The following is a 15,160-nucleotide window of genomic DNA, read 5'->3' as shown; positions in this document are numbered from 1 at the left end:
ATGTGTTTTTGGGTGTTGCTGCGTGCCTGTCTCTGCATGAGCCGTGCCATTTCGACTGATTAATGCTGAATATTTTTTTAGTGAGAGGCGTGAAGCCATATGCGATATGGCTTTGCGAGGAATTGATGGGGTGTGCGCTAACTCAGATATACCGGACGAAAATGAATCCGCTAAACGTTTGCGAGGGCTGCGTAACGTAACGAGCCGTGCGCGCCGTTACGAAACACGGCGTAACGCAAGCGCAACGGGAGGGCCCCGCGCGCTTGAAACGTTCTGTTCAAACAGATAATTAGTGGAGCGAATCTAACTTATGGTTATTCCTATGTGCTGCGACGCACGAACTGCCGTTAACCTGAGTACAACGCAAAAACGCCTATGGCGTCGAGCTAAGGGCAGCGGACAATTGCTTAAAAATGATTGTTCGGCTATAAAACCCGAAAGCAGCAAGGATTGACGAGGGAGGTGCGTAATCGAACAGACAGCTCATAGATATCTGTTTTATTGAAGCCGGCTGCCAGGCGGTGCTTCTGCAGCGCAACACGCAGGACCAGGAATGAGAGACCAATGGTCCGCAGCGCTTAAGACTCCGCCATCCGAAGCAGTACGCATACAAACGAAATAAATGAAAGTCCGAGGGTAAAAATGAAAAAGTTCACACAACGCTTCCTGAGAGATAACAAGGGCGTTACGGCCATTGAGTATGGTCTTATTGCGGGGTTAGTCGTGCTCGTCATTGCTGGCGCGGTATCGTCACTCGGCACGAACATTTCGACCGTGTTGACCAACGTCGCGGACAAGGTCGCCTCCGCTGCAGCGTAAAGGGCAACCTGCAAACGTCCCGTGAAGCAGCCGGCGTTATTACGTTCGCTCGCTTAGCAGGCGTTTTCTAACGCATCGCCAAATTGGCTAATGCGAATTGCATTGCAATTCGCATGGCGTTGCTTTGCCTGTCGAGTTCAAAATGAAAGTCTCCGTCGGTATTTTTTTATTTATGGCCTGGGCTGCCGTCGTCGCTATACGCGATTGCCGCGCCCGGCGTATTTCCAATTCAGTTGTCGTCGCTGGTTTGGCGGCGGCTTTCGGCTGTTCGCTTCTCCAATGCGGGCCTTTCGGCGTTTCGTTGACCCAGGCGGGCATGGGAACGCTGATCGGTCTGGTCGCGCTGTTACCGTTTTTTGCGCTCGGTGTCATGGGTGCTGCGGACGTCAAAGTGTTCGCCGCCCTGGGTGCGTGGTGCGGTATGCATGCGTTGATTGGGTTGTGGATGGCGGCCAGTCTCGCCGCGGGCATGCATGCGATCTGGCTGTTGATTACGACCCGCACGCGGCTCGCCGGTTTGCTCCGGCATCATGGCGCGACTTTCGAACTGGCCGGCAAGACCTCCACGCCGTACGCCGCGTGTCTCACGGTGGCAGCCAGTGCATGGCTTGTGCTTCAAGGACTGGCCGGGGGCCTGCGATGAAGCCGATGGCGACCCAGTCCGCGCGCGCGCCGCTCAAGCGCATCGATGTGCGCCGCGTCCACGCGCAGCGGGGCGCCACGGCCATCGAGTTCGCGTTGCTGTTCCCGCTGTTCTTCGCGATCCTGTACGCGATCATCACCTTCAGTTTGATCTTCGTGGCGCAACAGAACCTGACGCTCGCCGCGGAAGAGGGGGCGCGCGCCGCGTTGAACTGGCAGAGCAGCACGTCGCTGCAAAACGCGCTCGTCAATCGCGGCAACGCGGCCTGTGCCGCTGCAAAGCTGATGATTGCGACACTGGTGCAATCCGCGCAATGCACGCCGTCTTCCGCGCCTTGCGGACCCGGTAACGCAATGCAGTGCGTGAATGTCTCGCTGACCTACAACTACCAGGCCAATCCGCTGGTGCCGAACTTGCTGCTGATAAATGTCACGTTACCTAACACCCTGTCGAGCAGCGCCACGGTACAACTCAACCCGGAGAATATTCAGTGACGTACGCGCCGGCTCCCAGCCTTTATGTCCGTCGAGGCGGCTCCGAACGCTCGTACGGCACGGCATTGTTTAACCGAAGCAGTGAGTCGTCATGCCGAATCTGACCAAAATTCTTGCCGGCGTACTGATCGCCGCCGCGTTGCTACTCGGCCTGTTCGCGTGGACGCTGTCGCGCCGTCCGGCGCCGGTGGCTGTGACGTCTGCGACGCATGCGAGCTTCCCGGTGGTGGTGGCTACCCAGACGTTGCCGGCAGGCAAGCCGATCACCGTTGATCAACTGCGCGTGCAGTCGCTGCCGATCAATCCGAATGGCGCCTTCACTGATCCGGCGCAACTGGCCGGGCGCGTGCCGAGCGCGGAGATCGGCGCGGACTCGCCGGTGCTCGAAACCCAGTTATCGTCAGGGCTTGCTGAGCGCATCGAGCCGGGCGAGCGCGCGCTGGCCGTGCGGGTCGACGAGGGCAATGCGGTCGGCAACCGGCTGCGGCCGGGTAATTTCGTCGACGTGTTTTTCACGCTCAAGCGCGACGGCGTCATCGGTAGCGGTGGCGAAATCGATCGTACCCAGGCGCGCCTCCTGATGTCGAAAGTGCGCGTGCTCGCGTTCGGCAACGCAACCGCCAGCGGCGACAGTGCCGGCGATCCGAACGGTATGGTGCGCACTGCGGTGCTGGCGGTGCCGGTCGCCGATGTGGACCGCCTTACGCTCGCCGAAAGCGCCGGTCGTCTGATCTTCGCGCTGCGCAATCCAAAGGATGCCGAAGTAGTCGATCAAAGCGTTTTGCCAGCTTATCCGGGCGTGTTGAAAACTGCTGCCCGTGCCGGCACGACTGAGCCGCTGCAGGATTCGACTCGCGCCGCGGCCGGCGTGTCACTCGACGCCTTGTCGGGAAGTACCAATTCGGCAGGCGCCAGCGTACGGCCGGCATTGCCGCATATGCCGCTGCCGCCTACGCGTGTCGCGGGCAACACCAACAGTACAAAGAGCGGTATCGAAGTGATACGGGGTGGGCGCACCGAGACGGTCGCCTGGTAAGCAGTTTCAGGGAGCGGGCGGCCACACGCGTCCATAACTACATGACACAACGGATTTTTGTTTTCGGGAAGGCGGCGTGGCTCGGGTTGGCCTTGGTCGCCGTATCGGCTGCGACTGACGCGGCAGGTCCGGTGCAGCGGGGGCAATCCTCACAAGCGCCCGAGGCGGCTCAGGCTGTGCCCTCGCAGACCATCGACCTGAAGGTCGGCGCGCAGCAACCGCTCGCGACGGGCCATACGCTGAAGCGTGTCGCAATCGGTGACCCTGCAGTGGCCGATGTATTGATCATCAAGGGCGACAAGCGCGGTGGCGTGCTGCTGGTCGGCAAGGCGGCGGGCACGACCAACCTGATGCTATGGGCAAGCGATCGCGAGGCGCCGCTGATCTATACAGTCAACGTCATCACGCCGGCCGCGGCTTCGCTGCTCGGTCCCGACACGCCGGCGGTCAAGGTGCTCGGCGGCACGGCGGTGGTCTCCGGCTCGTCGGCGACGATGGAGGCGCACCAGCGCGCCGTGGTCGCGGCGGAAGGTTCGCTCGGCAAGGACGGTGCGGTGTTCGACACCTCGACAGTGGCGAGCCGCGCGGTGGTGCAAGTCGATGTGCGGGTGGTCGAGTTCAGCCGCTCGGTGCTTAAGGAGGTGGGCTTCAACTTCTTCAAGCAGAGCAACGGCTTTACATTCGGCTCGTTTGCACCCGCAGCGCTGGGCTCGGTTTCCGCGACCGCGGGCCAGGCGCCACAAATGACGAGTTCGACGCCGATATCGTCGGCGTTCAACCTGATTTTTAACTCCGCCACGCATGGACTGTTCGCGAACCTGAGCCTGTTGGAGAGCAATAACCTTGCGCGAGTGCTGGCCGAGCCGACGCTAGTGGCTCTATCCGGACAGAGCGCGAGCTTTCTCGCCGGCGGCGAGGTGCCGATTCCAGTGCCACAGGGGCTCGGTTCGACTGGCATCGAATTCAAACCGTACGGCGTTGGACTCACACTAACGCCGACCGTACTCAGCCCGCAACGCATTGCGTTGAAGGTGGCACCGGAAGCGAGCCAGCTGGATTTCGCCAATGCAGTGACGATCAGCGGCGTGTCGGTACCCGCGTTCACCACGCGGCGTGCGGACACCACGGTCGAGCTCGGCGACGGCGAGAGTTTCGTGATCGGCGGCCTGATCGACCGCGAGACCGCATCGAACGTATCGAAGGTACCTTTGCTCGGCGATATACCGGTGATTGGCACGTTTTTCAAGCAGTTGAATTATCAGCAGAACGAGAAAGAGCTGGTGATCATCGTGACGCCGCATCTGGTGTCGCCGCTCGCGAAGGGCGCGACCTTGCCGTCGACGCCGGGCGAGCAGTCCGAGCAGCGTGACGGGCCAGTGTGGCGTTCGCTGATCGGCGGCGTGGCGGCGCGCGATGCAGCGCCGGGATTTTCGAAGTGAAGCCGGCGTGCGCACAGACAACGCGCCGGATCGGTGGAGCAGTGAGCCCGCATGCACGCGAACCGCGCGGGCCCGCTGGCAAGCAGTACGACGCGGTGGCTTCGCAGCCGATGCCGCAAAAGGATGTCCAACATGAACGCGAGAACGCATTCATTGACTGAACGGGCGGTCACCGATTATTTCGTGTTCGCGTCGCTGGCCGACGAACACGTGCATTGGCTCGCCGATACGCTGGTGGGCGCAGGTGTGGTCGAAGCGGCCACACTCGATCCCACGATGTTGATGCAGCGCATTGCAGCGTTGAATCCGTCGTTGGTGTTCGTCGATTTTTCTGGCGGCCGGGCCGCTGCCGCGAGCGCTGCGGCGAGCGCGGTGCGTGCGGCCTACCCAGGCATGCAGATCGTTGCGCTCGGAACGCTCGCCGAGCCCGAAAGCGCATTGGCTGCGCTGCGTGCTGGCGTGCGCGATTTCATCGATGTGTCCGCGTCCGCCGAAGACGCGTTGCGCATCACGCGCCAGGTGCTGGACAACCTCGTCGAACCGGTCAGCCGCCATGGTCATGTCACCGCGCTGCTGGGCGCACGCATCGGCATGGGCGTGAGCACGCTGGCCGCGAACCTCGCGGTGATGTTGCAGCGGCGCGACGTCGCGCAAGGACGGCAAGCCGCCTTGCTCGATCTCGGCTTGCCGGCCGGTGACGGCTCGCTGCTCCTGAACACGCGCAGCGAATTCAATTTCGTCGAAGCCGTGCGCAATCTGCGCCGCTTCGATCAGACTTTCGTGCATACCGCGCTGTCGCATCATTCGAGTGGTCTCGCGCTCACCACGTTGCCGCCCAATCTTGCCGACATGCGCGAGGTCTCGTACTCGTCGTCGATCGGTTTGCTGAACCGGCTGCGCGCGTTCTTCGACCAGCAGATCGTCGATCTCGGCGGCTTCACCAATAGCGAGTTCATCGCCCACGTCGTGCAGGCTTCCGACGAAACGTGGCTGTTGTGCGATCAGGGCGTGGCCTCGATCGTGTCGGCGGTTGGCGTGCTCGACGCGTTGCGTGAGGAGGGCGTGGACACGGCGAATGTGCGGCTGATCGTCAACAAGTTCGACGCTGACCTCGGGCTCGCTGCTGCGCAGATCGCACAACGTCTGGACATTCCGTTGCTGGCCACCTTGCCGGAGCGGCGCATCACGCTCGGTCAGGCGGTCAACCAGGGACATCTGCTGGCCGATGTCGCGGCGCGCGATCCGTACGTGCGCGCACTCGAGCCCTTGATCGAACGGCTCGGCGGCGCCGCGCGCGCGGCCGCGCAAGTACGCAGCAAATCGGCGCTCGGCGCGCTCAAGCGCTTCATTCCAACTACTTACAAGCGGTCATAGACGATGGCAAAAGAAATCGAATTTGCCGACGACGCGCCTTCGTTCGCGCATAGCCAGCAGTTCCAGGACATCAAGAACGCGGCGCACGAACATCTGCTCACGCGTATCGAGGAACTCGGCTCCGAGTTCGGCCGCTGGTCGCGTAACGCGATCAACCAGTTCGTCGATCTGGAGATGGACAGTTTTGTACGGCTGCGCCGGATACCGATCAACGAGAGTGAAGTGCGGTCGATCGCCGAGGCGCTGACCAAGGAGCTGGCGGGCTTCGGCCCGATCGAGGATCTGCTTGCCGATCCGGCCGTCGAAGATATTCTGATCAACGGCTACAACGACGTCTACGTGTCGCGCCACGGCATTCTGACCAAGATTCAGGTGCGGTTTGCCGACAACGCGCATCTGCTGCGGATCGTGCGGCGGATTCTCGCGCCGATCGGGCGGCGTCTGGACGAATCGAATCCGATGGTCGATGCGCGCCTGCCGAACGGTGGGCGTGTGAACGTCGTGATCGAGCCGCTGTCGATCGACGGGCCGATCGTCTCGATCCGTAAATTCCGCAAAGATCCGATGCGGCCCGAGGATCTGCTTGCCAACGGCACCTACAACCCGGAAATCGGCGCGCTGCTCGAAGCGGCGGTCGCCGCGCGCTGCAACATACTGGTGTCCGGCGGCACGAGCTCGGGCAAGACCTCGCTGCTCAATGCGTTGGCATTTCACATTCCCGAGCCGGAGCGGGTCGTGACGATCGAGGACACGGCCGAACTGTCGCTGAACCACCCGCACGTGGTGCGGCTCGAAAGCCGGCCGGGCGGTTTCGACGGTGCGGGCGTCGTGACGATTCGTGATCTGCTGCGCAATACCTTGCGGATGCGGCCGGACCGCATCATCGTCGGCGAAGTGCGCGGCGGTGAGGTGCTCGAAATGCTGCAGGCGATGAACACCGGCCACGATGGCTCGATGGGCACCGTGCATGCCAGTTCGCCGCGTGAATGTCTGTACCGCCTTGAAATGCTGGCCGGCTTCGCGGGCTTCCAGGGCACCGAATCGAGCTTGCGCCGGCAGATCGCGAATGCGATCGACTTCATCGTGCAGATAGGCCGGCTCTCGAACGGGCGTCGACGGATTCTGTCGGTCACCGAAGTAACGGGTCTGTCGGACAACATCATCGCGACTCAGGAACTCTATCGCTACGAGCCGGTCGCGACCGCAGAGGGCGATGAACTCGATAACTGGGTGTCGCTTGGCATTCATCCGCACTCGCCGAAACTGGCGCGTTTCCGTCAGGCGTTGGGCAGTCGTGAGCCGCAGAACGGGTTCGGCAACGCGGGCTTCGGCGGTGGCGGCGGTTTCAGCGGCGGTGGCTTCGGAGGCGGTGGTGGCGGCTTCGGCGGAGGCTTCAATGTCTAGCGTGGTTCTGGTCTTCGCGGCGCTCGCGCTGCTATGCGCGGCGCTTGCGTTGCTGCTATGGCAACGCGGCGCGCACCGCAAAGACCAGGTGAGCACTGAGCGCTATATCGATAGCCGGATGGCGGGGGCCATGCCGGCCGGCGCGGGTGCGGGCGGTTTGGCGGGCGGTGCGGCGGGCAATCCGCGTGTCGCGCCCGCGCGCGCCGCCATGGCGTCTGTCGCGATCTCACCGCAAGCGCCGGCGGCCGACGCGGGCTGGCTCGAGCATGGGCGCTATCTGCAAGCGCGCGTACGGTTCATGGTGCGACACGCGATGGCTCGCGCGGGCATTGCCAATGCGAAGGGTCCTGCCGCGATTGTCGGCGCGATCACGCTGCTGCTGTGTGCCTGGGCCGCGCTGGTTGGCGGTGCGCTCGCCGCCGGCGCGACGCTGATTGCGTGCGTGATGTTCGTCTATTTTCTGCTGGCGATGCGCGCGAACAAGCGCCGTCAACTGGTCGTGCGGCAATTGCCGCTGTTCCTCGACGGCATCGTGCGTCTGATTACGCTCGGTAATAGCGTGCCCGCCGCGTTCCAGGCAGCGTTGCAAAGCACCGAGGCGCCGCTGCGCGAATGTTTGGACTATGTGTCGCGGATGCTGCGCACCGGTGTCGAAATCGATCGCGCGTTGTCCCAGGTCGCGGCGATCTATGGGGTGCGCGAGCTCGAACTGGTCGGCGCCGTGTTGCGTCTGTCGGTCAAGTACGGCGGCCGTGCCGACGTGATGCTCGACCGCATGGCGTCATTCATGCGTGATCTCGAACAGGCCGAGCGCGAACTCGTCGCAATGTCGGCGGAAACGCGGCTGTCTTCGTGGGTGCTGGCGATGCTGCCGATCGGTATCGGCGGATTTCTGATCCTTTCCAATCCTCGTTATTTCGCGTCGATGTGGTTCGATCCGAGCGGGCGGCAGCTTGTCTACCTGGCGTTCGGATTGCAGGTAGTCGGCGCCTATCTGCTGTATCGCCTCGCGAGTCTTAGGAGTTGACGATGCAATCTCATCAACTCGTCGCTCTCGCGCTGGCTCTGGCCGCGCTCGCTCTGCTGCTGCTTGCCGGGTTGGTGCTGGCGCGCGTGGCCGCCGTGCGGCGCAGCGAACGCACGCTCAGACACGCGCTCGACGAACGCGCGCTGCAGACCGCGGCGCTCGCGGCCGCGGCGACTGCGCGTGGCGCGGACGGCGCTCATGGCGCCTCGAAAGCGGCTTTGCGAAACGTCCAGCCCAAGGGTTTCAAAGGGTTGCTGGAGCGCTTTGCGCACACCGGGATTCGCTGGCTCGACACACCTTTCGGCCGCCAGATCGTGGCTGAGGAAGACCGCCAGTTGCTTGAGCAGTGCGGCTTCGTGGATACGCGCACGCGCGGCCTGTTTCTGGTGGCGCGGCTGGTGGGCGCGCTGGTGCTGCCGGTGTTGATTGGCGCCTTGGCGCACGACCATCTGGACGGCCCGCGTTACGTCATGCTGGTGCTCAGCTCGATCGTGGTCGGCTTCATGGTGCCGAAGATCGTGCTGAGGCGGCGTGCAAGCAAGCGCCGGCTCGGTGTGGTCGACGAATTGCCGTTGCTGGTTGATCTGCTGCGCTTGCTGCAGGGTGTGGGTTTGTCGCTCGATCAAAGCTTGCAGGTGATGGTCAACGATTTCCGCACGATGCTGCCTGTGCTTTCGAGCGAGCTGGAAATCGCGCAGCGTCAGTTCGCGACGGGTCGCACCCGCGAGCAGTCGCTGAATCGGCTCGCGTCCAGTTACGACAATGAAGATTTGCGCGCGGTCGTGCGCCTGCTGGTGCAGGTCGACCGGCATGGCGGCGCCGTGCAGGAACCGCTCAAGCAGTTCGGCGACCGCCTGCGCGAATCGCGCCGGGCGATGTTGCGCGAACGCATTGGCCGTCTCGCCGTGAAGATGACCGGTGTGATGATCGTCACGTTGTTGCCCGCGCTGATGATCGTTACCGCCGGCCCGGGCGTGTTGGCTGTCGAGCATTCGTTGCGCGCGATGCATCAGTAAGGAATTTGCAATGGCTCACTGTTTGTCGTTCGACTATTTGACGCGCTGCACCCGGACCGCCCGCTGCGCCGTGGCGCTGGCCGCGTTCTCCTTGCTCGGCGCGTGCGCGTCCAAAGATGTCGTGGGTTACGGCGTGGGGGCGCAGGCCGAGCGTGCGGCGATGGCCCAGCAGGCGGCCAATCGCGATCCCGCGCCAGACACGCCCGGCATGTACCTTGGACTGATCGACCAGATGCAGTCGCAGGGGCTTTACTTCGCCTCGCTTGCGCATATCGACGCATACGAAAAACAGTACGGCGTGAGCCCCGATACGATTTTGCTGCGCGCCGACGCGTTGCGTATGACCGATCAACCCGACGCCGCCGCGACTGCGTACGGACAACTGCTGAAGACACCACTCGCCACGCGCGGCTATCGTGGGCTCGGTCTGATCGCTGGCGCGGCCGGTGACTTTGCGCATGCCGCGCAGGAACTGCAGCAGGCCGTGCAACTTGCGCCGACCGATGCGGTGACCCTGTCGGACCTCGGCTATGCGCGGCTGCGCGACGGCGATGTGAACGGCGCGCGGGTGCCGCTCATGAAGGCGGCCGAGCTCGATCAGAACAATCCGAAGATCGTCAGCAACATGGTGCTTTATCTGCTCGCCAACGGCGATCAGGCGCAGGCGCTGGCGGTGATGAATCAGCAGAAGTTCACGCCGGACGTGCGGGCGGCAATTCGCAGCGATGCAGCGAACGTAGCCGCGGCGGGACGCGCGCAAGCACGTGGGTCGCTGGCGCAACCACAACAACAGTTCGGGCAGGCGGGCGCAGGCACTGGCACGGTCGCGAGCGCGCAGGGCATCGAACCGGCGCCGCGTTTGTTGCAACGTTTCGCACAGTGACCGCGCCGTGACCGATCAGGCAAACAGGGGAGTCGAGATGAATAACAGAACAACGAAGCGGGGCAGGAAGGCACCCGTGCTGTGGGTGCTGTGCTTCGGTGTGGCGATGGGCGTGGCTGCTTCAGCGGTAGCGCAGACGGGCGAAACCGCTCAGCCGGTAGAGGCCACGCAGCGCCCGGTCCGGGCCAGCGAAATTGGTCACTCGACCCGCGCATGGCTCGACCTGCAAAGCAGCAACGCGCAAGCCGCGCCTGCGCTGCCGACGCTCGGCGCCGAAGCTGGGCTTGCGTACCGTCGTTATATGGAATCGTTCAAGAGCAAGATTCCCGACCTGTACGGGTCGGCGCTGAATACCGGCAGCGGCGGGGGGGGCAGCGGGGGCGGTGGCGCGATGGGCGTAGCCGGCGCGACTGGCCTTGGCGGCGGTTCGAACTGACATGCGCAAACCCTCGACCTTTGCCGTGGCCGCTCACTATCCGCGCTCGCTTCGCGCGCGGCGTGGCGGCGCATCGATGCCCGGCGCGCGCCGCCAGCATGGCGCGGTCGCGGTTCTGGCGGTGATCTGGCTGAGCATTGCGATCGCGGCGCTCGGCGCGATCGACGTTGGCAACCTGTACTTCGTGCGCAGGCAATTGCAGCGCACGGCGGATCTGGCGGCGATGGCGGCGGTTCAGGTCCTTAGCACGCCGGGCGCCTGCACGACGGCGACCACGGCCGCGCAGCAGAATGCGGCGTCCAACGGTTTCACCGCCGACGGCACCAGCACCGTCCTCAGCACGACCTGCGGCCGCTGGGATACGAGCACCAGTACTTACTTCGCCACGACCGGCAACCCGTTCAATGCGGTGCAGGTGCAGACGACCCAGGCGGTACCTTATTTCTTCCTCGGGCCATCGCGCACCGTGACGGCGACGGCCACCGCGCTGGCGTCCAACATCGACGCGTTCTCGCTCAGTACCGGCATCGCGACGATCAACACGCAACAATCGGCGCTGTTGAACGCGATCCTTGGTGGGTTGCTGAAGACGAGCGTGTCGCTCAGCGTGGGAGACATGCAGAGCCTCGCCACCGCGAATATCTCGCTTCAGAATCTGATGGTCGCGCTGGGCGCGGCAAACATGCAAGGCCTGCTTGCCACGACGGTGAGTTACCAGACGTTGACGCTCGCCATGGTCAAGGCGTTGCAGGCCGGCGGCGATACCGTGAATGCGGCGATTCTGCAGACACTGGCCGTCGCGATTCCTGGCGGTCAGAACATCACCGTGGGAGATGGCGGGCAGTCCGCGCCCGGGTTGCTCGCGCTTGGGCTCGCCAATCCCAATGCCGCGACGACCGCGACAATCGACGCCTTCGACGCGTTGCTGGTCGCCGCGCAGATCGCGCAGCGCAGTCCGGACGGCACCCCGGCTAACGCGCCGGTGATCAACGTGGCGGCTGGCCTCGCCGGTGTGGCCGGTATATCGCTGCAGATCCTCAATCCACCGGCGCTGGCGATGGGCGAGGGCGGCACGGTGGGCACCGGCGCCAATGCCGTGCCCCGCACACAGGCTCGCACGGCGGTGATCACTGCGACCATTAATCTGATACCGGTGCCGTTGCCGACATTAACGGTGGGTCTGCCACCGCTGGTATCAGCATCGATCTCCGTGCTGAGTACGCCGCTCGTGATCACCTTGGGCGTCGGGACTGGCACGGCGACGTTGAGTCCGGTCGATTGCGAAAGCACCAAGGCGGCTACCAACGCGACGATTCAGGTTCAGCCCGGCATTCTTAACGCCTGTATTGCTGGAGACGCATCGTGTAGTGCACCAGTCAATCTGGCGACGGTCACGGCAACTTTGGCCGGTTTCACCGCGCAGGTTGCAAATGTCATAGTGAAAGCTGTGCCGCTGAAAATTAATCCCGGCACGACTACGCCGCTGGTCTTCAATGGGTCGTCCGGTAGCTTCGATTACAGCCAGAGTGCGAACTCCAATGCGCTGGGCAGCGATGGTTCGGTATTGACCACGCTATTGCTCGGGGAGTTGCCCAAAATACTGAAGGTGTCGCTTTTAAACGATCTGATCGATATCTCTTCGCTCTTCAGGCAGATTACTACAGCCCTGGCGAACGCCTTGACACCTTTGCTGCAACCCGTGTTCGGCCTGCTCGACACCATCTTCATCCCAACGCTTGCGCTGTTGGGCGTACAGGTCGGCACCGCCACGGTCCACAATATGTCGCTGACATGCGGCGTCTCGCAACTGGTCAACTAGCGTAACCACGACAAGATGAGAACCAACCCCAAAATCGAGGAACTCGATATCTACGTCTGGGAGGGCAAGGCCGACATCGTCGACCGGGTCGCGCGCTGCATGGCAAGCTTCGACGTCGAAGTGATCCGCGCGGACGATATCGCGATCTCGCCTGAACGGACCGCGCTGCGGCCGTCGCTCGCGATCATCAGCGTGTCGGTGATCGACAGCGGCGCGCTGCTCATGCGCGACTGGCAGGCCGCGCACGGCATTCCCGTCGTGTGGGTCGGCGCAGCGCCGCGCGACCATGACCCGGCGACTTACCCGTCCGACTATTCGCACATCCTGCCGCTCGACTTCACCTGTGCCGAATTGCGCGGCATGGTCATGAAGCTGGTGCTGCAACTGCGCGCGCACAGCGCCAAGACGCACGAGTCGGATGCGATGATCGCCAACTCGGAGTGCATGCAGGCGCTGCTGCACGAAGTCGACACGTTTGCCGACTGCGACACGAGCGTGCTGGTGCACGGCGAAACCGGCGTCGGCAAGGAGCGCATCGCGCAACTGTTGCACGAAAAACATACCCGCTATGGCCAGGGGCCTTTCGTCGCAGTGAACTGCGGCGCGATTCCGGACGGTCTGTTCGAATCGCTGTTCTTCGGCCACTCGAAAGGCTCGTTCACGGGCGCGGTGGTCGCGCACAAGGGCTACTTCGAGCAGTCCGACGGCGGCACGCTGTTCCTCGACGAAATCGGCGATCTGCCGCTTTACCAGCAGGTCAAGCTACTGCGCGTGCTCGAAGACAGCGCGGTCACGCGAATCGGTTCAGCTACGCCGGTAAAGCTCGATTTCCGGCTGGTGGCGGCGACCAACAAACATCTGCCGCAACTGGTCAAGGACGGCACCTTCCGCGCCGATCTTTACTATCGGCTTGCTGTGATCGAATTGAAGATTCCGTCCCTCGAAGAGCGGGGCGCGGTCGACAAGATTGCGATCTTCAAGGCGTTCATCGCGCAGATCGTCGGCAGCGAGCGTCTCTCCGCCTTACCGGACCTGCCGTACTGGCTCGCCGACGCCGTGGCCGACACTTATTTCCCCGGCAATGTGCGTGAACTGCGCAACCTGGCCGAGCGGATAGGCGTGACGGTGCGCCAGATCGGCGCGTGGGACGCGGTGCGCCTGCAGCGGCTGCTTGCGCTTGCGCGCACCAGCCAGCCGGTGCCCGCCGAGAGTGCCGCCGAGGTGCTGGTGGATCGCAGCAAATGGGACATGGCCGAGCGCAATCGCGTGCTGGCCGCGCTCGATGCAAACGGTTGGCGCCGGCAGGACACGGCCCTTTATTTGGGCATCAGCCGCAAGGTTTTGTGGGAGAAGATGCGCAAATACCAAATTTTTGATGAAGAGCCCGAAACACGCGAAAGTGAGTAATAATGAGACGGTTGTACTAAAACAAAAACTGTTCAAGCAGGATTTACATGGACCGAAAGTCGAAACTACGGCAGATTGCCCTGGCAGCATTCATCGCGATGGGGGCCGTGCAGGGAGTGAATGCGCAGGCGCTGCCGGATAGCGGGTCGAGCGCTGGCGTCGTTTCCCAGCCGGGCACGACAACAGCGTTGCCGTCCACGCAGGCGCAGACGAGCGCGTTGACGCCGGACGAAGCCAAGCAGTCTGCCGCGGGCAATGTAGCGGAATTGCAGCAGATGATCCGCGGCTCGGATCTGAGTGAATTGCGGACGACGTATAACGGCAGCTACGGAGCGAGCTTGCTGTTTTACGGCAAGGAAATGACGTACTACGTCGCGTTGTTCCAACAGAAGAACTTCTGGCGCGTCATCAAGACGCAGGACGCCACGCGTGCCGACATGATCTACAAGGATTTTGTGCGTCAGACGCTGCAACTGTCGGACGTCGAGATTCGCCGCACGCAGCTGGAAGCGCAGAAGGCCTTCACGGAGCGCATGATTGCGTTGTCGCAGGACCGTGCAAACCGCTTGCAGGCTGACCTCGACGTTGCGCATCAGCAGCAGACCATTGTCGCGAATCAGCAGCAGCAGACCCGCGCCGAAGCAACGGCGCTTGCGCAGCAGAAGGCTGCTGCGCAAGACCAACTGCGCGCCGCGCAACGTCAGGTTCAAGAACTGCAGCGTCAACTGGAAACCGGCCTGCCGTCGCACTGAGCGCGATAGGCAGAAGACCGGAAGCTGGGAGGGCGGAGCGGCGCCGAACGCGCCGCCCGACCCACCAGACGTAGAAGCTGTTCAGCAACGCAAGTCACCCATCCGCAGCAGAAAACCGTTTCCGAAGCACCAGCCACCGAGCGGCCATCCCCACGCCCCCCCATGGTTTCCCGTGCATACCCATCCGCGACGCACGGAGTGCGGAGTGGGAGCTGACGACACCCTAGTCACTCAGGCGAGAACGTGCGAGGGCCCGGATTCCACGGAGCCACTACCCCTTCGCGGCAAAGGCGCCCGCTTAGCATGAGCGGTTTGAGCCGCTTTCTTTGCTTACTTTCTTTGCGGCGGTGTGTGTCAAGGTAGTTGTCGCGTGAACCGTTACGCTGCGTGCTTATACATTCCGGCCGAGGCGTGGGTTCGCTCCGGGTTCAGATAGACCGCGTCTGTCAGGTGCCAGTTGCGGATGGCACCTGACCAGCGTGCGGGGTTCTGCAGGCGCGCGTCTTCGTACAGCGCACGCCGTCGGGCCAGAAGCTCGTCGGCTTCGCCGCGGTGCCGCTGCCCCGGACTCACATACTTCAGGCCGCTGTGGCAGTGCTCTTCGTTGTACC

At 63.2% G+C, this 15,160-nt stretch carries 14 protein-coding genes and 1 pseudogene; 14 read left to right on the top strand and 1 reads right to left on the bottom strand.

Annotated elements, in window-relative coordinates; translation table 11 throughout:
- Window positions 1–642 precede the first annotated feature (642 nt).
- The 14 genes from HHL24_RS24150 to HHL24_RS24085 all read left to right on the top strand — a co-directional run bounded on the left by HHL24_RS24150 (window position 643) and on the right by HHL24_RS24085 (window position 14,549).
- Window positions 643–819 carry a Flp family type IVb pilin gene (locus HHL24_RS24150; protein WP_169487885.1) on the top strand — a complete coding sequence of 59 codons (177 nt, stop codon included), beginning with the start codon at window positions 643–645 and terminating at the stop codon, window positions 817–819.
- 142 nt (window positions 820–961) lie between these two features.
- Window positions 962–1,462: an A24 family peptidase gene (locus HHL24_RS24145; protein WP_169487884.1), complete on the top strand. Its 501-nt coding sequence runs from the start codon at window positions 962–964 to the stop codon at window positions 1,460–1,462.
- Complete coding sequence (locus HHL24_RS24140; protein WP_169487883.1) at window positions 1,459–1,956, top strand: TadE/TadG family type IV pilus assembly protein; 498 nt, start codon at window positions 1,459–1,461, stop codon at window positions 1,954–1,956. The genes HHL24_RS24145 and HHL24_RS24140 overlap by 4 nt, the downstream gene beginning before the upstream one ends.
- Window positions 1,957–2,047: 91 nt before the next feature.
- Window positions 2,048–2,992, top strand: coding sequence for a Flp pilus assembly protein CpaB (gene cpaB, locus HHL24_RS24135; RefSeq protein ID WP_169487882.1), 945 nt, complete (start codon window positions 2,048–2,050; stop codon window positions 2,990–2,992).
- A gap of 41 nt (window positions 2,993–3,033) precedes the next feature.
- Window positions 3,034–4,431: a type II and III secretion system protein family protein gene (locus HHL24_RS24130; RefSeq protein ID WP_206002996.1), complete on the top strand. Its 1,398-nt coding sequence runs from the start codon at window positions 3,034–3,036 to the stop codon at window positions 4,429–4,431.
- Window positions 4,432–4,563: 132 nt separating this feature from the next.
- A complete protein-coding gene (locus tag HHL24_RS24125) occupies window positions 4,564–5,805 on the top strand; it encodes a fimbrial protein (RefSeq protein ID WP_169487881.1) in 1,242 nt (413 codons plus the stop codon).
- Between the two features lie 3 nt (window positions 5,806–5,808).
- On the top strand, window positions 5,809–7,209 hold the full coding sequence (locus HHL24_RS24120; RefSeq protein ID WP_169487880.1) for a CpaF family protein: 1,401 nt from the start codon (window positions 5,809–5,811) through the stop codon (window positions 7,207–7,209).
- On the top strand, window positions 7,202–8,236 hold the full coding sequence (locus HHL24_RS24115) for a type II secretion system F family protein (protein WP_169487879.1): 1,035 nt from the start codon (window positions 7,202–7,204) through the stop codon (window positions 8,234–8,236). Before HHL24_RS24120 ends, HHL24_RS24115 begins: the two co-directional genes overlap by 8 nt.
- 2 nt (window positions 8,237–8,238) lie before the next feature.
- Window positions 8,239–9,252: a type II secretion system F family protein gene (locus tag HHL24_RS24110; protein WP_169487878.1), complete on the top strand. Its 1,014-nt coding sequence runs from the start codon at window positions 8,239–8,241 to the stop codon at window positions 9,250–9,252.
- A gap of 10 nt (window positions 9,253–9,262) precedes the next feature.
- Window positions 9,263–10,135, top strand: a complete 873-nt coding sequence (locus tag HHL24_RS24105; protein ID WP_169487877.1) for a tetratricopeptide repeat protein — start codon at window positions 9,263–9,265, stop codon at window positions 10,133–10,135.
- A 37-nt stretch (window positions 10,136–10,172) separates the two neighbouring features.
- Entirely contained in the window at window positions 10,173–10,571 is a 399-nt protein-coding gene (locus HHL24_RS24100) for a DUF3613 domain-containing protein (RefSeq protein ID WP_169487876.1), read from the top strand.
- 1 nt (window position 10,572) lies between these two features.
- The gene (locus HHL24_RS24095; RefSeq protein ID WP_169487875.1) at window positions 10,573–12,390 is read left to right on the top strand and encodes a TadG family pilus assembly protein; all 1,818 of its coding nucleotides are present in this window, start codon (window positions 10,573–10,575) and stop codon (window positions 12,388–12,390) included.
- Between the two features lie 15 nt (window positions 12,391–12,405).
- On the top strand, window positions 12,406–13,797 hold the full coding sequence (locus tag HHL24_RS24090; RefSeq protein ID WP_169487874.1) for a sigma 54-interacting transcriptional regulator: 1,392 nt from the start codon (window positions 12,406–12,408) through the stop codon (window positions 13,795–13,797).
- Window positions 13,798–13,844: 47 nt separating this feature from the next.
- A complete protein-coding gene (locus HHL24_RS24085; RefSeq protein WP_169487873.1) occupies window positions 13,845–14,549 on the top strand; it encodes a DUF2968 domain-containing protein in 705 nt (234 codons plus the stop codon).
- 378 nt (window positions 14,550–14,927) lie between these two features.
- On the opposite strand, the pseudogene HHL24_RS24080 reads toward HHL24_RS24085, so the two are convergent.
- Window positions 14,928–15,160 (bottom strand): annotated as a pseudogene (locus tag HHL24_RS24080) (IS3 family transposase); the annotation flags it as partial.

The organism is Paraburkholderia polaris, from assembly GCF_012927345.1.
Classification (GTDB): Bacteria; Pseudomonadota; Gammaproteobacteria; order Burkholderiales; family Burkholderiaceae; genus Paraburkholderia; species Paraburkholderia polaris.
The sequence above is the reverse complement of the archived record's forward strand: the minus strand, read 5'-3'. Positions and strand labels throughout refer to the sequence as shown.

What these genes read in the sequence shown, in the direction of transcription:
- HHL24_RS24100 (WP_169487876.1), top strand. Translation starts at nt 10,173, where the DNA reads ATGAATAACAGAACAACGAAGCGGGGCAGGAAGGCACCCGTGCTGTGG.
- HHL24_RS24150 (WP_169487885.1), top strand. Translation starts at nt 643, where the DNA reads ATGAAAAAGTTCACACAACGCTTCCTGAGAGATAACAAGGGCGTTACG.
- HHL24_RS24130 (WP_206002996.1), top strand. Translation starts at nt 3,034, where the DNA reads ATGACACAACGGATTTTTGTTTTCGGGAAGGCGGCGTGGCTCGGGTTG.
- HHL24_RS24125 (WP_169487881.1), top strand. Translation starts at nt 4,564, where the DNA reads ATGAACGCGAGAACGCATTCATTGACTGAACGGGCGGTCACCGATTAT.
- cpaB (WP_169487882.1), top strand. Translation starts at nt 2,048, where the DNA reads ATGCCGAATCTGACCAAAATTCTTGCCGGCGTACTGATCGCCGCCGCG.
- HHL24_RS24120 (WP_169487880.1), top strand. Translation starts at nt 5,809, where the DNA reads ATGGCAAAAGAAATCGAATTTGCCGACGACGCGCCTTCGTTCGCGCAT.
- HHL24_RS24140 (WP_169487883.1), top strand. Translation starts at nt 1,459, where the DNA reads ATGAAGCCGATGGCGACCCAGTCCGCGCGCGCGCCGCTCAAGCGCATC.
- HHL24_RS24095 (WP_169487875.1), top strand. Translation starts at nt 10,573, where the DNA reads ATGCGCAAACCCTCGACCTTTGCCGTGGCCGCTCACTATCCGCGCTCG.
- HHL24_RS24110 (WP_169487878.1), top strand. Translation starts at nt 8,239, where the DNA reads ATGCAATCTCATCAACTCGTCGCTCTCGCGCTGGCTCTGGCCGCGCTC.
- HHL24_RS24115 (WP_169487879.1), top strand. Translation starts at nt 7,202, where the DNA reads ATGTCTAGCGTGGTTCTGGTCTTCGCGGCGCTCGCGCTGCTATGCGCG.
- HHL24_RS24090 (WP_169487874.1), top strand. Translation starts at nt 12,406, where the DNA reads ATGAGAACCAACCCCAAAATCGAGGAACTCGATATCTACGTCTGGGAG.
- HHL24_RS24145 (WP_169487884.1), top strand. Translation starts at nt 962, where the DNA reads ATGAAAGTCTCCGTCGGTATTTTTTTATTTATGGCCTGGGCTGCCGTC.
- HHL24_RS24085 (WP_169487873.1), top strand. Translation starts at nt 13,845, where the DNA reads ATGGACCGAAAGTCGAAACTACGGCAGATTGCCCTGGCAGCATTCATC.
- HHL24_RS24105 (WP_169487877.1), top strand. Translation starts at nt 9,263, where the DNA reads ATGGCTCACTGTTTGTCGTTCGACTATTTGACGCGCTGCACCCGGACC.